General features: G+C 50.2%; 15 protein-coding genes and 1 riboswitch. Of the genes, 3 read left to right on the top strand and 12 right to left on the bottom strand.

What is annotated here, in order from left to right:
- Positions 1-165: 165 nt before the first annotated feature.
- Together HMPREF9469_RS22780 and HMPREF9469_RS22785 are read left to right on the top strand one after the other, a co-directional pair.
- Entirely contained in the window at positions 166-1,083 is a 918-nt protein-coding gene (locus tag HMPREF9469_RS22780) for a LysR family transcriptional regulator (protein ID WP_007867433.1), read from the top strand.
- Positions 1,084-1,234: 151 nt separating this feature from the next.
- Complete coding sequence (locus tag HMPREF9469_RS22785) at positions 1,235-1,417, top strand: hypothetical protein (protein WP_007867442.1); 183 nt, start codon at positions 1,235-1,237, stop codon at positions 1,415-1,417.
- Positions 1,418-1,578: 161 nt separating this feature from the next.
- Here HMPREF9469_RS22785 and HMPREF9469_RS22790 read toward each other — a convergent pair whose 3' ends face one another.
- The 5 genes from HMPREF9469_RS22790 to HMPREF9469_RS22810 form a co-directional block, all read right to left on the bottom strand.
- Positions 1,579-2,322, bottom strand: a complete 744-nt coding sequence (locus tag HMPREF9469_RS22790) for an amino acid ABC transporter ATP-binding protein (protein WP_007867445.1) — start codon at positions 2,320-2,322, stop codon at positions 1,579-1,581.
- Entirely contained in the window at positions 2,322-3,122 is an 801-nt protein-coding gene (locus HMPREF9469_RS22795; RefSeq protein WP_007867449.1) for an amino acid ABC transporter permease, read from the bottom strand. Before HMPREF9469_RS22795 ends, HMPREF9469_RS22790 begins: the two co-directional genes overlap by 1 nt.
- 79 nt (positions 3,123-3,201) lie before the next feature.
- Positions 3,202-4,125 (bottom strand): transporter substrate-binding domain-containing protein, encoded by a 924-nt coding sequence (locus HMPREF9469_RS22800; RefSeq protein ID WP_007867452.1) that lies wholly within the window; start codon positions 4,123-4,125, stop codon positions 3,202-3,204.
- 314 nt (positions 4,126-4,439) lie between these two features.
- Positions 4,440-5,315: a class B sortase gene (gene srtB / locus HMPREF9469_RS22805; RefSeq protein ID WP_007867454.1), complete on the bottom strand. Its 876-nt coding sequence runs from the start codon at positions 5,313-5,315 to the stop codon at positions 4,440-4,442.
- Positions 5,316-5,369: 54 nt separating this feature from the next.
- Positions 5,370-6,236 (bottom strand): hypothetical protein, encoded by an 867-nt coding sequence (locus tag HMPREF9469_RS22810; protein ID WP_007867456.1) that lies wholly within the window; start codon positions 6,234-6,236, stop codon positions 5,370-5,372.
- A gap of 192 nt (positions 6,237-6,428) precedes the next feature.
- On the opposite strand from HMPREF9469_RS22810, the gene HMPREF9469_RS22815 reads away from it, so the two are divergent.
- Complete coding sequence (locus HMPREF9469_RS22815) at positions 6,429-7,664, top strand: BTAD domain-containing putative transcriptional regulator (protein WP_007867459.1); 1,236 nt, start codon at positions 6,429-6,431, stop codon at positions 7,662-7,664.
- Positions 7,665-7,791: 127 nt separating this feature from the next.
- Here HMPREF9469_RS22815 and HMPREF9469_RS22820 read toward each other — a convergent pair whose 3' ends face one another.
- From HMPREF9469_RS22820 to HMPREF9469_RS22855, 7 genes are all read right to left on the bottom strand, one after another.
- Positions 7,792-9,156 carry an MATE family efflux transporter gene (locus HMPREF9469_RS22820; protein WP_007867462.1) on the bottom strand — a complete coding sequence of 455 codons (1,365 nt, stop codon included), beginning with the start codon at positions 9,154-9,156 and terminating at the stop codon, positions 7,792-7,794.
- Positions 9,157-9,422: 266 nt separating this feature from the next.
- Entirely contained in the window at positions 9,423-10,823 is a 1,401-nt protein-coding gene (locus HMPREF9469_RS22825; protein ID WP_007867464.1) for a L,D-transpeptidase family protein, read from the bottom strand.
- A 362-nt stretch (positions 10,824-11,185) separates the two neighbouring features.
- Positions 11,186-11,938: a peptidylprolyl isomerase gene (locus HMPREF9469_RS22830; protein WP_007867467.1), complete on the bottom strand. Its 753-nt coding sequence runs from the start codon at positions 11,936-11,938 to the stop codon at positions 11,186-11,188.
- A gap of 174 nt (positions 11,939-12,112) precedes the next feature.
- Entirely contained in the window at positions 12,113-13,330 is a 1,218-nt protein-coding gene (gene cytX / locus HMPREF9469_RS22835) for a putative hydroxymethylpyrimidine transporter CytX (RefSeq protein ID WP_082082566.1), read from the bottom strand.
- On the bottom strand, positions 13,326-14,117 hold the full coding sequence (thiD, locus tag HMPREF9469_RS22840) for a bifunctional hydroxymethylpyrimidine kinase/phosphomethylpyrimidine kinase (RefSeq protein ID WP_007867473.1): 792 nt from the start codon (positions 14,115-14,117) through the stop codon (positions 13,326-13,328). The genes cytX and thiD overlap by 5 nt, the downstream gene beginning before the upstream one ends.
- A 206-nt stretch (positions 14,118-14,323) precedes the next feature.
- Positions 14,324-14,432: riboswitch (TPP riboswitch) on the bottom strand.
- A gap of 70 nt (positions 14,433-14,502) precedes the next feature.
- Entirely contained in the window at positions 14,503-15,810 is a 1,308-nt protein-coding gene (locus HMPREF9469_RS22850; protein WP_007867475.1) for an ATP-binding protein, read from the bottom strand.
- 7 nt (positions 15,811-15,817) lie between these two features.
- Positions 15,818-16,519: a LytR/AlgR family response regulator transcription factor gene (locus tag HMPREF9469_RS22855; protein ID WP_007867477.1), complete on the bottom strand. Its 702-nt coding sequence runs from the start codon at positions 16,517-16,519 to the stop codon at positions 15,818-15,820.
- Between the last annotated feature and the right edge of the window lie 336 nt (positions 16,520-16,855).

Genomic DNA, 16,855 nt, shown 5'->3' on the forward strand with positions numbered 1-16,855 from the left:
CGATCCATAACACGATTATATCCTCCGGCCTTCTATAAGTAAAATTCTTAATTTCACTATATGTCTTAATAAATCCATTTATAAAATCCCGCATACCTGCTATAATTTTCCTAAAACATGTTTGAACTACCCGCAATATAATTGGCAGAGGAGAGACAGATACCCATGGATTTAAAACAGATAGAATATATCCTTAAGATTGCAGAAGAAAAAAATGTCAGCCGGGCCGCCATGAAGCTTTTTATCTCCCAGTCCGCCTTAAACCAGCAGCTTTTGAAGCTGGAAAAGGAACTGGGCGCGCCCCTGTTTTACCGGACCCGTCATAACTGGGAACTCACAGAAATCGGGGAGCTCTATGTACAGGGCGCCCGTGAGATCATGCTCACCAAGAAAAACACTTATCACAGAATCGCAGATGTACTGGACCGGTCCCAGCGCTCATTTTCCCTGGGAATGCCGGGCGGGCGGGGTATTGCCATGTTCACTTCCATATATCCCCGCTTTCTGCAGATGCATCCCAATGTCTCCATCTCCCCTCTGGAGATTGGAAGCTATGACATGCAGAACATGATCGCCAACGGAAACCTGAACCTGGGCTTTATCACCATCGGTCCCCGTGAAAAGACCAATATCAACTACATCCATATCTGTTCCGAGGAATTTTATGCCGCCCTGCCCTCCTCCCACCCCATTGCGCGGTCCATAAAAAGCAGGGAAAAGGAATACCCTCAGCTGGATCTGCGGCTTCTGAAAGACGAATCCTTTGTGCTTATGTACCAGAAGTCCAGCTGCCGCGCCGTAACAGATTCCATTTTCCAGGAAGCGGGGTTTTCTCCCAACATTTTATTTGAAACCTCCAGCGCTGCCGGCATTCCCTCCTTTGTCTCATCCGGGATCTGCTGCGCCATTATACCCAAATGTTACACAAAAAACATGGATGGGATATCCCTTTTTTCCCTCCCCTCACATCCCTACTGGGATCTGGATTTCTGTTATGCCAGGCAAAGCTATGTAAGCCAGCCGCTGAAGACCTTTATCGAACTTTCAAAGGATTATTGGAAATCTTATTACCAGGACCAGTGACCGCTAAATTATATGTTTGAAAAAAAAATGACTTTTTCCGCTGCAATTGCCAGTATAATTCCCGCTTTTCCATACAAACTAACTCTGTAATACTTCACACACATCATTCATTTCATACAGACAAAAACATGTAAGGGGAGGTGATTTCCAAATGGATACCAGCAAGGACACGGAAAAAGACCCGTTTGACATCGACATTCAGGCCTGTTCCACCATGGATTGTACCGGGCTGATTCCCTCTCTGCCTCAGGACGATGCGGAACGTGAATCATACGAGGACCTTTATCCCTATATTACAAAGGCCCAAAAGGTGGATGAGGACGCAAAAGGATAAATCCTGACGCCCCGCAAAACCACGGAAAAGGCGGCACAATGGAATGGATCTGCATGGGCCAAGATCATCTAAGCCCTGCAGCCTTATTCCATCGTGCCGCCCTATTTTACCGTAAATCATTCCGTAATCATATCCCTCATAAGCCCCATGACAGCCTGATATCATCCATGCATGAAACGGCTCAGGAATTCCTGTGTCTGCCTGTCTTTGGGCGCCCCAAATATCTGCTCCGGAGCTCCCTCCTCCACGATCACGCCGCCGGCCATGAATACCACATGGCTGGATACATCCCTGGCAAATGCCATCTCATGGGTGACAATAATCATGGTAAGACCCTCTCCGGCCAGCTTGCGCATAACCTCCAAAACCTCTCCCACCATCTGGGGATCAAGGGCGGAAGTGGGCTCATCAAACAGCAGTACCTCCGGCTCCATTGCAAGAGCTCTTGCAATGGCTACCCTCTGCTTCTGCCCGCCTGACAGCTGCCTTGGTTTTGCGTTGATATATGGTGCCATTCCCACCTTTTCCAGATAGTACATGGCATTTTTCTGCGCCTCAGCCCTGTTCTTTTTCAGGACCTTGGTCTGACCGATGATACAGTTATCAAGCACTGTCATGTTATTAAACAGGTTAAAACTCTGGAACACCATTCCTACCCTGGAGCGGTACTGAGGCGCATTTACCTTCTTGTCAGCTATGTTGGTGCCATGGTAGACGATCTCCCCTGTGGTAGGTGTCTCAAGCAGGTTCAGGCAGCGCAAAAGCGTGGATTTTCCGGAACCCGATGCCCCGATGATACAGGTGACATCCCCGCTGCTGACTGAAAAGTCAATGTCCTTGAGAACCAGATTGGTGCCAAAGGTTTTGCTCAGGTGGCGGATCTCTAAAATATTATCTCCCTTCATCACGCATCCTCCTTATTCTTGCCCTTATCATCCGGAAAACGGTACATACCGCTGGTATGGGCCAAGGTGTCCGTGGTGGCCAGGTCAAAGTTATCGGCCCCATCCATCCGGTTCTCCCACCAGCGAAGGATCCTGGAGCATGTGAATGTCATGATGAAGTACATGATCATGGTAATGGTATATGTCTCGAAATTCATATAAAGCGCTCCTGCGGCCGCCTTGGTCTTGTACAGCAGCTCCGTCACACCGATCACGGAGAGCACGCAGCTGTCCTTGATATTGATGATCAGGTTGTTGCCGATCTGAGGCATGATATTGCGCAGTGCCTGGGGCAGGATAACATAGACCATAGTCTGTACATGGGTCATACCGATGGATTTAGCCCCCTCTGTCTGACCCGGGTCAATCGAAAGGATTCCGCCCCTGACCGTCTCCGCCATGTAGGCGCCCGTATTGATGGAGAGAATAAAATTAGCAGCTCCCCACATGGACATATCAATGCCAAGAAGGGGCAGAAGTCCAAAGTAAATAAACATGGCCTGGGCCATCATGGGGGTTCCGCGGAAGAACTCCACATAGGCGTTTAATATCAGTTTTACCACCCAGAGCACGGCTCTCTTTACTGGGTTATCTCCCTTTCCGCTTGGTATGGTCTGGACAATACCAACGGCAAAGCCGATGATACAGCCCACCAATGTACCTACCAGTGCAATCCTCATACTGACGCCTGCACCCTGCAGCATTGACATACCATATCGGTTGAATACGACCATTACGCGGCCGAAAAAGTCTGTAGGCATATCCTTTCTCCTTACTGTCTGAACGTACTTTATTCCTCCCCGCAGCCACGGTCAGTGACTGCGCAGAAGGGTGTATCAATTAATTAGCCAGCGGCTGTACAGAGATGGCTTCATCCATCATCTTAGAGAAGTCATCCTTTGTCATCTTGGTGAGAACACTGTTGATGGCATCCTGTAATTCGGTATTTCCCTTCTTTAATGAAATACCAATATTAATGTCCTCATCCGTTACCTGGAAATCATTCTCCCCGCCGCCGAACTCGATCATCTTAAAGTTGGGGTAAGCAACCAGTGCGCCCTTGCCCGTTGGCTGGTCTGTCACAACCAGGTCACACTTGTCCGCATTCAGGGACATCAGCATGTCCGGTGCGCTTGCGGTAGCCGCCAGTACATTGGCTCCCTCGATCTGCGGCAAGCATGTGTTATACCAGATGGTGCTCTGCTGGGATGTACAGGTTGCTCCTGCCAGGTCGGCTACGCTCTTTGCATCCGCATACTTGCCTCCCTCCTTAACCAGGGTAACGATAGTCGCATAATAATACGGCTCAGTAAAATCCACTGCCTGAAGGCGCTCGGATGTAATGGACTGTCCGGCGATGACACAGTCAACCTTTCCGGTGGTTACGGCCGGGATCAGGGAATCCCAGTCCAGACGCACGATCTCCAGATCATATCCCAGTTCGTCACAGATCTTCTTTGCCATCATTACATCATATCCGTATGCAAATTCATTGCTGTCAGCAATGGGAACCGCACCGTTGGAATCATCGGGCTGGGTCCAGTTATATGGCGCATATGCACATTCCATGGCAACTCTCAGCGTCTTTTTCTCTCCTGCCGCCGCTGTTGTATCTGCTGCCGCCTGGCTGTCGCCGGAAGCTGCTGTGGCGGCATCCGCTGCTGTTGTAGATGCGGTGCCGGAACCGCCGCATGCTGTCAGGGAACCTGCGGCCAATACACCGGCCAGAACCATGCCTAATACTTTCTTTGTACTCAATTTCATAATAATCTCTCCTCTTTTAATGGAATCTATGCGGTCTTACTGTCTAAGAAAAAAGCCACACCCATCCACACAGGTATGACTCCATTGTCATCTGATGACCGGCAATCCCCTAAACAGTTTAACCTTGCCCTATTATCCTCCGGCACTCTTTATTTTATTAAATAAAATGTGCCTAACGTGCTAAGTATAGCATATCTCTTCTTGATTTCCAATACCTATTTACGTTTTTTTATGCATTAAACAGGTATAAATAAATGTAAAATCAGCCACAAATCTGCCAATTGGGAATTTGTGGCTGATACCTTATACATCACTTACTCTTTTGCCTGGGCTGCCTCCTGCTGTTTGGCTTTCATCAAGTCATCCATCTTCTGCAGGAACTCTTCATCAGGCCCGATCTCCCTGCCGTCCTCATCCACCTCCACGGCAAAGAGGAACGTCCTGGCATCATTGATCTCATAGCTGCAGGTTACCAGGGTATACAGGGTCTTGGCCGGATAAGTAACATCCACCGCGTAGCTGCAGGGTTTTATCATCTCATGGACAAAGGCGTCAAAGGATTCCTGGGATTTAAAACGGGTCTTTCGCACAATGGGCTGGGCCTCTCCATAATAACATGCCACTGCCTTCAGCCTGATCTCCCTGTCCGGGGTATAGATGCTGAAATACTGGTGCTCCTTAAAGTAGTCTTCCTCTTTATAGCGCACCACGTCCTTGAACATGCTTCCATTCTTCATGTTGTGGCCGTACAAAATATTGTTGCGCCCCACAAAATCCCCCTGGCTTTCAAAGTCCAGGTAAATGGCTCCGCCTATGCTTTCCTTTCCGTAAAAGTCATGGTTCAGATAAAAATCATTGTCCGTTCCCTGGACAATGGGGTAATCGATATTGGTATCCGGCACCCTGATCCATCCGATGGTATCCGGATTTTCTTCTTTTAGTTCATCAAAATTAATGGGTGAAACATAGGGTTCTGCCTCAGGCTCTGTCTCAGGTTCCTCTGTGGGCGCCTCGGTCTCAGGCGGCGCTGTGGTTTCCCTGGCAAGTTCCGCCAGGCGGTCATACTCGGCCTTGGCCCTCTGGTCCTCCATGTAACGATGAATGGTCATCCCCCCGCTGACAAGCATGACTGCAGCCAGTATAATGATGATGATCCTACGTATCCCGCTTTTGCCGTTCCTCTGCTCCATCTATGTCTGTCTGTCCTTTCTGTCTGAAAACGTATGTGAAGATAATACCTGGCTTTAGGCCAGGTTCGCCGCCTCCGTGCTGTCCTCTTCCTTCCAGCTGTCACTGCGAAGCACAGCGTCCTGCATCAGAAGAATCATCTCCATGAAGCTCCTGAAATTAATCTGGCGGCGCCTCTCTTTCCAGCATATAATTCCCTGCCAGGTGGAATTTCTCCTGAAAAGCACCCTTACCACAAATGTGGCCGGTCCGAAGTTGCCCGCGCACACGGTCACGGTCCTTGGTATGATTATATTTCCCTGGTCCGTCCCCTCAGGTAAGGGGTTCAGCATGTGTTCAATGGCTTCCTTAATATCAAATTCATTACAGAATAATTCCCTCTGTTCCACGGCAGGATGGGAAATATCGCCCTTCATGATAAAATTATCATAATTGCGGACCACCACCTCGCACATCTTCTTGCCCAGACCATAAGGGTTATCCTCCGGCCCTGGACCCAGCTCCCTGCTGAAATACTCCATCAATTCCAGAAAGCTTAAAAAGGAATGTGTCTCCCCATTCCTTAAATTTCTGATATCCCCCTGCCAGGTCGCATGAAACCGGTACTTAACATGAAGCCTGAACTCTCCAAGTTTTCCTTTGATTCCCTCAGAAGCTCTGGTTCCATGCTGTGGTTCCTCTATCCTGATATCCGCAGGCTTTTTATTAAAATTCCTCTGGTCCACACTCTTCATGGGATAATGCAGCTTGTCAAATAAGCCTTCCAATAGCAATGTCATCTCTGACAGACTTTTAAAGGCCATCCCCTGATCCAGGCTGTCGTGAAAAACCTGTCCACTTAACAGCCTGTTATCAAAGCTGTCTATGGTTATGGTATAATATTTGTATGAATCCGGCAGTGCTCCTGTTCTCGCAACAGACATATATTCACCTGCTTTACTTTGAATTGTTGTAAAATGTCCCATTTATCCTGTTATCAGTATAACAGCCCACGGTTACATTCCGGTTACAAAACTTCCCTTTGCTAAAATTTTTTTTAAGTTTTATTCTGGACATTTCCCCTATACGTTAGTATACTAAAATGTAGTAACTCTGTATTGCAAAGGAGAAAGACCATGAAAACATCAGCTTCCGAAGAAAAGCCTACTATTTATGTGAATACACTGGGCGGCTTCTCAATCAAGGTTGGTGATAAAGAGATAACCGACAACAGCAACCAGTCTAAAAAGCCCTGGTGCCTTTTAGAGTACCTTGTTGTGTTTCAAAAAAAAGATATAAGCCCCAACGAACTGATCAATGTCATATGGGCAGATGACCCCGGAGTGAATCCCCAAGGCGCCTTAAAGACCCTGATGTTCCGTTCCAGAAAGCTTTTGGAACCCCTGGAACTGCCTCCACAGAAACTTTTAGTCCAGCAGAGAGGTTCCTATGCATGGACTCAGGAGTACCCTACCCAGCTGGACATTGACCGTTTTGAGGCCATCTGCACCCAGGTGATCAACCACATTCAGGATGAGGACGCAGCGCTTAAACTGTGCCTGGAAGGGCTTGCCATCTATAAAGGCGATTTTCTTCCCAAATCCGAATATGAATCCTGGGTCATCCCCATCAGCACCTACTACCACTCCCTTTACCAGAAGCTGGTTTATAAGACAGTGGATCTGCTTTTGAAAAAGGAAAACTTTTCACTGATCACCTCCATCTGCCAGACAGCTGTGGGGATCGAGCCCTTTGATGAAGAATTCCATTACTACCTGGTATACTCCCTGTACAGGGACGGCCACACCAGCCAGGCAATCGAAGAATACAACCATACCATGGACCTGTTCTATAACGAATTCTCCATATCGCCTTCCGACCATTTTAAGGATCTGTACAAGACGATCCGCAGCAAGGAGCAGGGCATCAACACCAACCTGGATTCCATTCAGGAAACCCTCCGCGAGGAGGCTTCCGGCGGTGCATTTTACTGTGAATACCCTGTCTTTCATGACTTGTTCCAGCTGGAGCGCAGGGCCATTGAGAGAACAGGCGACTCCATCTATCTGTGCCTGCTGACAGTCAGCGACCTGGACGGGCATGTGCCAAAGCTGGCTGTCCTGAACAAGTCCATGGAACACCTTAATAATGCGGTCCGCAACTCCCTGCGGTGCAGTGATGTGTACACCCGCTACAGCATCAGCCAGTACATTATCCTGCTCCCAACCGTAACCGCTGAAAAAGGAGAGATGGTATTAAAACGGATCATCTCTAATTTCCACAAGCAATATAACCGCAAGGATCTGACCATAGAATATAAACTCCAGCCCGTACTTCCCTGGGAACGCGCTGTTGGAGCTTTGATGGGGTGATGATGCGGTAATAATGCAGTAATAATATGTCAATCATGTGCCAATTCAAAAAGCTGCGGATGCACCGCAGCTTTTTATTGTTTTCATGAAACAATTCAGGACGGCTCTTCTTCCTGAACTGCTATATTTAACTTTCCCCATTCCCATAAAACAGGTGCTTCAGATTCCTCATCACATACCGGTACGCAGGGAGCAGAAACAGGTCGGCAGCGATCCATGCCACGGGATTGGCGATGCACACGGCCATGTACCCAAATACCGGTACAAGGCAGAAGCCCACAAAAGTCCTGGCCGCCATCTCGCACACCCCGGCCAGAATGGCCAGTCTGGAAAATCCCAGTCCCTGTATCATAAACCGGACCGTGTTCACATACAGAAGAGGTATGTAAAATACGCTGTTGGCAATTAAAAACCATTTGGTATTTCTCAGTATCTCCGTCTCTCCCGGATCAACAAACATCAGTGCGATCAAGTCGCCGAAGAAAAACAAAACCCCAAAAGCGATCACGGCATAAACACAGCCTATCATGGATCCTGCCTTTAACCCCTGATCGATCCGGTCCAGTTTGCGTGCCCCCACATTCTGGCCTCCGTAAGTTGCCATAGTGGAACCCAGCGCATCAAAGGGGCAGCAGAAGAACATACTGATCTTACTTCCCGCAGTTACCGCAGCCACTGCCATGGAGCCAAGGGAATTCACCGCGGTCTGCAAAACCACGCTTCCAATGGCTGTAATGGAATACTGGAGTCCCATAGGTATCCCCATGTTGCACAGGATCTTCATGTAGTGGCGGTCCGGCTTCCATTCATCCTCATTCATCTTCAGGATGGTGTATTTCTTCTTCATATAAAACAGGCAGAGGAGTCCTGACACAGCCTGGGCAGTTATGGTGGCCCACCCTGCTCCCGCCACTCCCATGTCCAACACCAGAATGGTGAACAGATCCAGCGCCACATTGACCACGGAAGAAAACACCAGGAACAAGAGGGGCGTGGTGCTGTCCCCCAGGGAACGCAGGGTACAGGACAGGAGGTTGTACAGGTAGGTGGCCGGTATTCCCAGAAAGATCACAAAAATATAGCTGTAGGCCCCTTCGATAATATCCTCAGGCGTCTGCATCAGTTCCAGGATATCCCGGCAGAAGAGACAGACCGTTGTTGTCATTACCACTGCGAATGCCGCGGCCAGCCAGCCGCCGTTTGCCACAAAACGCCGCAGGGCCTTCATATTCTTTTCACCAAACTTCTGGGCCACAGGAATGGCAAATCCGCTGCACACCCCCAGGCAGAAGCCGATGATCATAAAATTGATGGAGCCTGTGGAGCCCACTGCCGCCAATGCCTTTACCCCAAGAAACTTTCCCACGATAATGGTGTCAGCCATGTTGTAAAGCTGCTGGAACAAAAGCCCGCACAGCATAGGGATGAAAAACCCCAGTATCAGTTTTACGGGCGAGCCTTCTGTCATATCCTTTGTCGCACTCTTGGCCATACTATGTATCCTCTCTGCTTCTAAATCATCATCTGATTATCATCTGAATAAATTTACTCTGTTTGCATCTATTTTGCAAGTAGAAAATAAACCAAAATTCTCACTCCAGGACATACATTTTAGACAATTGGATTTCACTTCCAGTCAGCCGCGGGGAGCAGACTGTCCTTATTACGGAAAAAGGACAAAAAAGGGAGGCTGGGAAACGGATGATCTCACCCATTTCCCAGTCTCCCATACTTTTTGGTCACCGGCGCGGCCTATGCTCACTCATAGCAGAGCACCGGCATCCCTTTGTAAACCAGATCATAGAGAACCGCTGCCTTGTCCGGCGGCAGGTTGATGCAGCCGTGGCTGCCGCTGGTCTGATAGATGGATCCCCCGAACTTGCTTCTCCAGGTCGCATCGTGCAGGCCGATCCCTCCGTTAAACGGCATCCAGTAATCCACATGGCTCTCATATTCGTAGCTTCCATCCGCCTTTTTTGCTCCACGCAGGATCCGGTCCTTTTCTTTGTAAGTCAGACTGTAAATGCCCGCAGGCGTGTCGTAGTTCTTAGCGATATTTCCAGTTACACAGGGAGCTTCCCATACAAGGCTGCCCTCCTGGAACATGTACACATGCTGTCCGGTGAGGTCAATCTCCACATAGGTACTCCCCCAGTCCGGCGCAGTGCGGCTGGCAGCTGTGGCTGCATACACCGGCTCCCGGTCCTGTTCTCCCTCGGCCAGTCCTGCCTGTATGAGCTGGGTAAGGGCTGCGCTCTCCCCCGCCACATCCAGCTTCCATCCATAGGGGCCGGTGATCTCTACATCCTTTCCCCCCGCAGTGTGGAAGGTCCTGGCAGTTCCGGCCGTATCATACTTTGCAGCCAGTCCGGCCACAAACGCAACCACCTTTTCCTGGTCCAGCACCGCTGTGGTGCCCTGGCTGCCTGTAATCCAGCTGCATATCATCTCCCCGGTCAGGGGTTCCTTAACATCGCCGAACACATAATTGACAGTTGCTGTCCTATACCTGTTCATGGTATCACACAGGGCCTTCAGTTCCTCGCTGTCCTCCCGCACATTCACCTGGTAATAACAGCCGGCCCCGTCTATATCCACGGATGTCCGCCCTGCCTTTACCGCTTCTTTGATCAGGGCTTCTGTTTTAGCCTCGTCCACATTATTCCCCTGTACTGCCGGTATAATGGTAAATGGCTGTCCCTCTTCATAGGATGACACACGTGCATCCGCGGTGACTGTGATATTAGAACCGCTTATAAGGGCCAGGGATCTGATCTTGGCTGTCAAAGCCTCCTCGCTGTAGGCCGCGGTCATGGTCATGGTATGGGAGTTGTCCGTGGACGGTCCCGAGTTGCGCCCCGAGGCGTTCTGGGCATCCAGAATAGCCTGGAGACCTTCCGGCACCGTCACCTTATATCCTATGTCCGTTCCCTTAATACGTTCCTCTTTGTCCCCCCGTTCCTTTATGGTCAGGGTATATTCACCGTCATAAAAACCTTCTATCCTGGTTTTTGCCTCATCTGTTGTAAGTCCGCCGATCCCCACACCGTTTACCTTTGTGCCGGGTACGAACCTGGTGGTATCCGCGTTCTGGTCAGCCAATGATGTCACTGCTAATGAGGCCGTAAAAGCCGCGGCTGTCATGACCGTCAAAAGCATTTTCCCAATTGTTCTTCCTTTTTTTACAATGCGCATAAATAATTAGCCCCAATCTTCACTTCTTTTCCAGCCCTGCCATAAAAAGGTCAGGCTGCCTACTTAACATAACAACCTTTTGGGAGAATTTCAACCGTTAAAATAAAAATGTAAGAATTCTTCATAAATTGGGAATTACGCGAAGGGGCGGGCGGGGTGCATCCATTGATTAGAAGAATGGGAATGGTGCGGCGGATACGGCGGCGGTTTGAATAAAAAGCCAGCCGAAATTAAGCCCCAGGCCCCGGGAAACTCCATTGATTCAATCGATGGGGTCCCCGGCGGCTGCGTTTTTATTCCGGCTGGCTGAATGTTTACGAAACTTCTTAATCTATTACTTCGATGCTCTGGATCACTGGCTGGTTTTCTTTAGGGACCGTGCCGTTGTTGTCCACTGGCTGGATATCTTTGCAGATGGCGTCCACAACCTCCATGCCCTCTGTCACATATCCGAAACATGCATATTCCCCATCCAGGAATGTGCTGTCCTCATGCACGATAAAAAACTGTGAGCTGGCGCTGTCCTTGATCTGGGAACGGGCCATGGAGATGGCTCCCCTTGTGTGGGACAGCGGATTTTCCACACCATTGCTTGCAAACTCGCCCTTGATCTCCTCATCGGAACCGCCCATACCTGTGCCCAAGGGGTCTCCGCCCTGGATCATGAAACCGCTCATGATCCTGTGAAAGGTGAGCCCGTCATAAAATCCATCCTTTGCCAGCTTCAGGAAATTGGCAACCGTTATGGGGGCATTGTCCCCGTCCAGCGCCACGTCAATGGTGCCGTAATCTTTTACAGTGATCTTCACATGATGGGTTCCGGCCGCTGCCTCCAATTCCTCAGCGGACGGACCGCCGGTTGCTTCGCTTTCCTTTACCCCTGCTTCACTGCCATTTGCTGCGCTGCCTGTTTCTGCATTGCCGCTTGTCTCCTCCGCCTTTGCGGATTCTGTCTGGCTTTCAGTCTGGGCCTGGGTGGTCTGAGCCTGGGCAGATGAACTGCCTGATCTGCCGCTGCAGCCGGACAGCATGGAAACTGCCAGCAGGGCTGCCGCACCTGCACATATCCATTTTTTCATAATAAACACTCCTCATTCATCCGGGATCTTCCGCCCTTTGTTCCCGGGCCCCCGGTTAATTGGGCGCATATGTAAACTGCATGCACTGTGCCGCAGCCCATACGCCCTGGTTTTAAACTGCCAGAGCATATTGTAACATCCATGAACAGTCCAGTAAAGTATTTTATAAAATTATCACACTTTTATCACATTTTGGGTGTTGGTTTTATGGCCTGCCGTCACACGGTAATATACCAGGCACAGGCCCATGGTAGCCGCCATGTCGGGGAGCGTGCTGCCCACAGGCGTATCCACATGCATAAGGATTCGGTAGATCACAAACCCCGCAAACCATATGACCAGATTGGAAATGCAAAAGGATTCCCTTTTGTGATCCTGTTTTATGAAAAAGTAATCCATGATCTGGATGGCGATCATGGGAGCGAACACGGAACCGATCAGATACAGAAAATTGGTGATATTATCCATGGGAAACATCATGGCCGCCGCGGTACCTATGACCGTAACAGCCACAGCCGCCCACTTTTCCTTGATCTTTTGGGAAATGGACACACTGGATACCCCCGCGGAATACGCGTCCAGGAAGGTGGTTGTCACCGTGGAAAGTACAATGATGAGCAGGCCCGTCAGTCCCAGGCCGGCCTTTACCATAATGATGGAAATGTCGTACTCGCCTGTATAAATGGCAGCCCCCATTCCTATGACATACATAAAAATGCTCACAACGCCGTACACCGCTGCGCTTGCCGCTGTTGCTGCAAACGGACGCTCTGCCTCCCTGGTATAATCGCTGATCAGCGGGAACCAGGAAAGAGGCATTGCCACGGACAGCTCCACTGCTGCTCCAAAGCTCATGGCCTCCCCTGAAACTGCTTCCGCTGCCCCGTAGCCTGTGAAGATCACGCGGCACAGGATCAGGGTAAGGATAAAGAGGGCTCCCATAGCCAGGGTATTGATCTTCCCCAGATTCTGGATGCCGATCAGGATCCACACCAGGATCAATCCTCCGATCACCAGGCACCAGATCCACTTCCCTGCCGGGAAAATGCCTCCCGCTGCCAGCGCCCCATCATAGATCATAATGGAGGTCCAGCCCACCAGCTGCAGCACATTCAGGGCGCAAAACAGCAGGCTTCCCCGCTCACCGAAACTCATTTTAACGGTTTCCATGGAACTTTTCCTGGTATAACCCCCAATGAGTCCGGCCAAAAACAGCAGCACGCAGCCGATCACATGACCCAGAAGAATGGCGGCTATGCCTTTTTCAAATCCCAGTGGAGCCAGGTAAGTGCCTGTCAGTATCTCTGCAATGGACACGCCTGCCCCAAACCAGATCAGCCCGTTGCTGAACACAGAAGTTCTTTTTTCACTCATATTCCCGCCCTCCCTAATATTCGCCTTTAATGGCAAACGCATGGTTCATGGGACCGCTGCCCCTGCCAAGGTCCAGCATGGCTCCAAGCGCCCCGGAGAGGTACGCCTTAGCCTTTTCCACTGCCATATCCATCTCCATGCCCTTGGCCAGGTTGGAGGCAATGGCGCTGGAAAGGGTACAGCCCGTGCCGTGGGTATTAGGGTTCTGGATCCGTTTTCCCATAAACCAGCGCAGCTCCCCGTTTCTGTATAAAAGGTCATTGGCATCATTGTGCTGGTGTCCGCCTTTGCACAGCACGGCACATCCGCAGTTCTCCCCAATGATCCGGGCCGCCTCTTCCATATCCTCCTGGGAATTGATCCTGATCCCTGACAGGATTTCCGCCTCCGGGACATTCGGTGTCAAAAGGTCTGCCATGGGAATCAGCCGTTCTTTCAGTACCTGGACCGCTGCTTCATCTATAAGCCTGGAACCGCTGGTGGCCACCATGACCGGATCCACCACGATATTTACCCCATGATAGGCGGACAGCTTATCTGCGATCACCTCGATCAGCCGCGATGAGGAAACCATCCCGATCTTGACTGCGTCCGGAAAGATATCTGTAAAGATATCATCCAGCTGCTCACCCAAAAATTCAGGTGTCACTTCCATAATCCCTGTTACGCCGGTGGTATTCTGTGCAGTCAGAGCAGTGATCGCGCTCATTCCATATACCCCATGAGCGGTCATTGTCTTTAAATCCGCCTGGATGCCGGCGCCTCCGCTGGAATCACTTCCTGCGATTGTTAATGCTGTGTACATAGTTATTCTCCTTTTCGCATTAATTTTCTTAGGCGACAGAAGGTGGTGCCCCCAGCCTGCCGCCTGGGTGCCCATTGGGCTGATTCCCTTTTACCGAGTGATAATATCCACCGATGACACATATTGCCGGTTCCGCGTATGGCCCATTCCACACCTGGCCCATTCCGCACAAAAACGGCGGTGCACCAAAACAGGTGCACCGCCGGCATATGATCTCCTATGGTCCCTACGTTGGCATTATCCAAATCAGGTAATGGGTCTAAGCATGAACAGCTTACTCTCAGCCCACTTAAGTGAGCTCCCCGTTGTCTGTATTAACAATACTCATTATAACTCTTTTTGGGAAAAATGCAATCCATTTTTCCATTCTTCCCCTGGGCACGCCTTACTCCGCCATGGCCCGGTCCACGATCTTCACCATGGCTGTAAAGGTTGTGCCGTCATAATCCACATCAAACTCATCCCCGGGATGGTTCAGGATCCTCCGGATACTGAGCATGCCCAGACCTCCGTCCTTTTTGCTGGAAAGGATCTTTCCCCCTCTCTGTGTGATCTGTCCGTTATAGGAATTTTCCACCATCATCATCAGATGGTCATCCATCCACCGGGCCTGGACCCGTATAAAACGTGCTCCGCTGATGCGCCTGCAGGCTTCAAAGGCATTTTCCAGCAGGTTTCCGATAACAATGCACAGCGTCAGGTCATCCACGGGCACGTGCGCCGACAGGTCGGCCCTGGCCTCAAAGGTGATATCCTCCTGGCGTGCTCTGGCTGCATATTCCTGAAGCAGTCCGTTAACTGCCTGATTCTGGCAGAATACCATCTGGGCCGTCCGGTCCAGTTCCTCCTTGAGGTTTTTAAGGTACCTGTCCTGCTCCTCCTTTTCCATGTTCTGCAGGGCATGGATATGGTGCCGGAAATCATGCTTAATGATACGCACCTGCTCAATATAATCAAGGGTCTGGTTATAGTGCTCCCTCTGCTTTCCGATCAGCTGCCTTGCAAACTGCAGTTCCTCCTCCGTTTTCCTTCGGCATGTGATCTCCAGGGTATTTCCCAGGATCATCACATAGAGGATCAGGATCATGGCACAGAGGGCCATAAAGAACAGGATATCCTGGATCCCCCGGGATGCCAGGGAACGAGGGGAGAAAATGCTGTTTGTCCCAATGGCAAGCACCACAAGGGAAACGCAGGGATAGGTGAGAAGCAGGGAACAGGAACGGGTGGAAAGCTGTGAAAAAAGGCGGTCCACCGCATCTCTCAGCCAGAACCGCACAAACAGGCAGAAGCCGGCCGCGGAAACAAGGGATACCAGAACACAGATCTGGCCGTAGGACAAGGGAACACGGCTGCCCAGCACCCAGGCTGCAAATTCGTTCAGGGATGTGGAAAGCACGGCGAACAGCCATGCTGAAACATAAAGAAATGCCTTTTTCAGCAGACTGCCCTGAAAAAAGATGAGGAGCACAAGGAAAAACAGGCATGAAAAGATGCCCTGGAAAACAAAAAAGATCTCTTGGGGAATATGAAACAAGGACTGCATGGATACCATGATGACCCACAGATAGGCTGACACTGCCGCTATATTCTCCCGGTTCCTGTGCTTTGGCTCCAAACATACGAAAATAGGCATCATACGCACTGCCAGGTTAATCAGATTCAGAAAAATCGTACATGCGTTATCGTTCATGAAAACCTCATTTCAGGCGGTGATGGTAATATGCATTCTTGCTCTGCTTGTAAAAATTCCTGGAAATGGGGATCAGCTGTCCCTCCCTCATGTGAAAGCAGGAATCCTCCAACCGCTCCACCTGTTCCAGATTCACCACGTAGCTCTGGTGGCAGCGCAAAAACTGCGGATGCTCCTTCAGCTCCTCCTGGAGTTCCGACAGCTTCTGCCCGATTGCCAGCGTCTCCCCGCTTGTCAGGGTCACAAATACCCGGTGCAGGCGGTTCTCAAACCAGGCGATCCGCTCCAGCTTAAGGTGTACGGGAACACGGTTGTGGATAACGGATATACACGCTTCCCGCTCTCCCAGGTACTGGTTTACCACACGTTCCATGGTGGCCTCAAAATGATTCCTTTCCACCGGCTTTAGGATAAATCCTGCCGCATTGACGCTGTACCCATCCACCGCGGCCTCCAGGGATGAGGTGATGAAGACCACCGCGTGATTCCCCTTTCCCAGCCTGGCCGCTGTCTCAATGCCGGTCAGCCCAGGCATCAGCACATCCAGCAGATACAGGTCATACTCCTGTCCGGCTTCTATGAGTTCGCTCCCTTTTTCATATGTATCAATATGCACTGCCATTTGACGCCCTTCAAAAAATACGGACGCGTATTCCACTATGAAATCACACTCTTCCCTTGTGTCGTCACAGACAGCAATCCTTAGCACGTTTTCATCCCCCTCCGGCAGACTCCCTGGTCTGTATCCATAAGATCCGCAGTTTTCTCTACAGCGTTTTTCTCTATTTTATGGGCATTCCTTCCATAAGTCAAGTTTGGGATTTAAATGTCATATTCGGTATCAATTCTGCAGAAGTGGTTATTTATTCCAACAGCAGGGGTATGATACACTTATTGTATGAAAATATGTAACAGTTCAGGACGGCGGAAAAACGGGTGCAAAAGCGGGCGTTACGCTTGCTTATAAGTCCGTTTTGGCGCCCATTTTCACATCGGATGGACATCCGATGCTTCTTGACCGGCTCTTCCGGTCAAGAATATGAGC

Source organism: [Clostridium] citroniae WAL-17108 (assembly GCF_000233455.1).
GTDB lineage: Bacteria > Bacillota > Clostridia > Lachnospirales > Lachnospiraceae > Enterocloster > Enterocloster citroniae.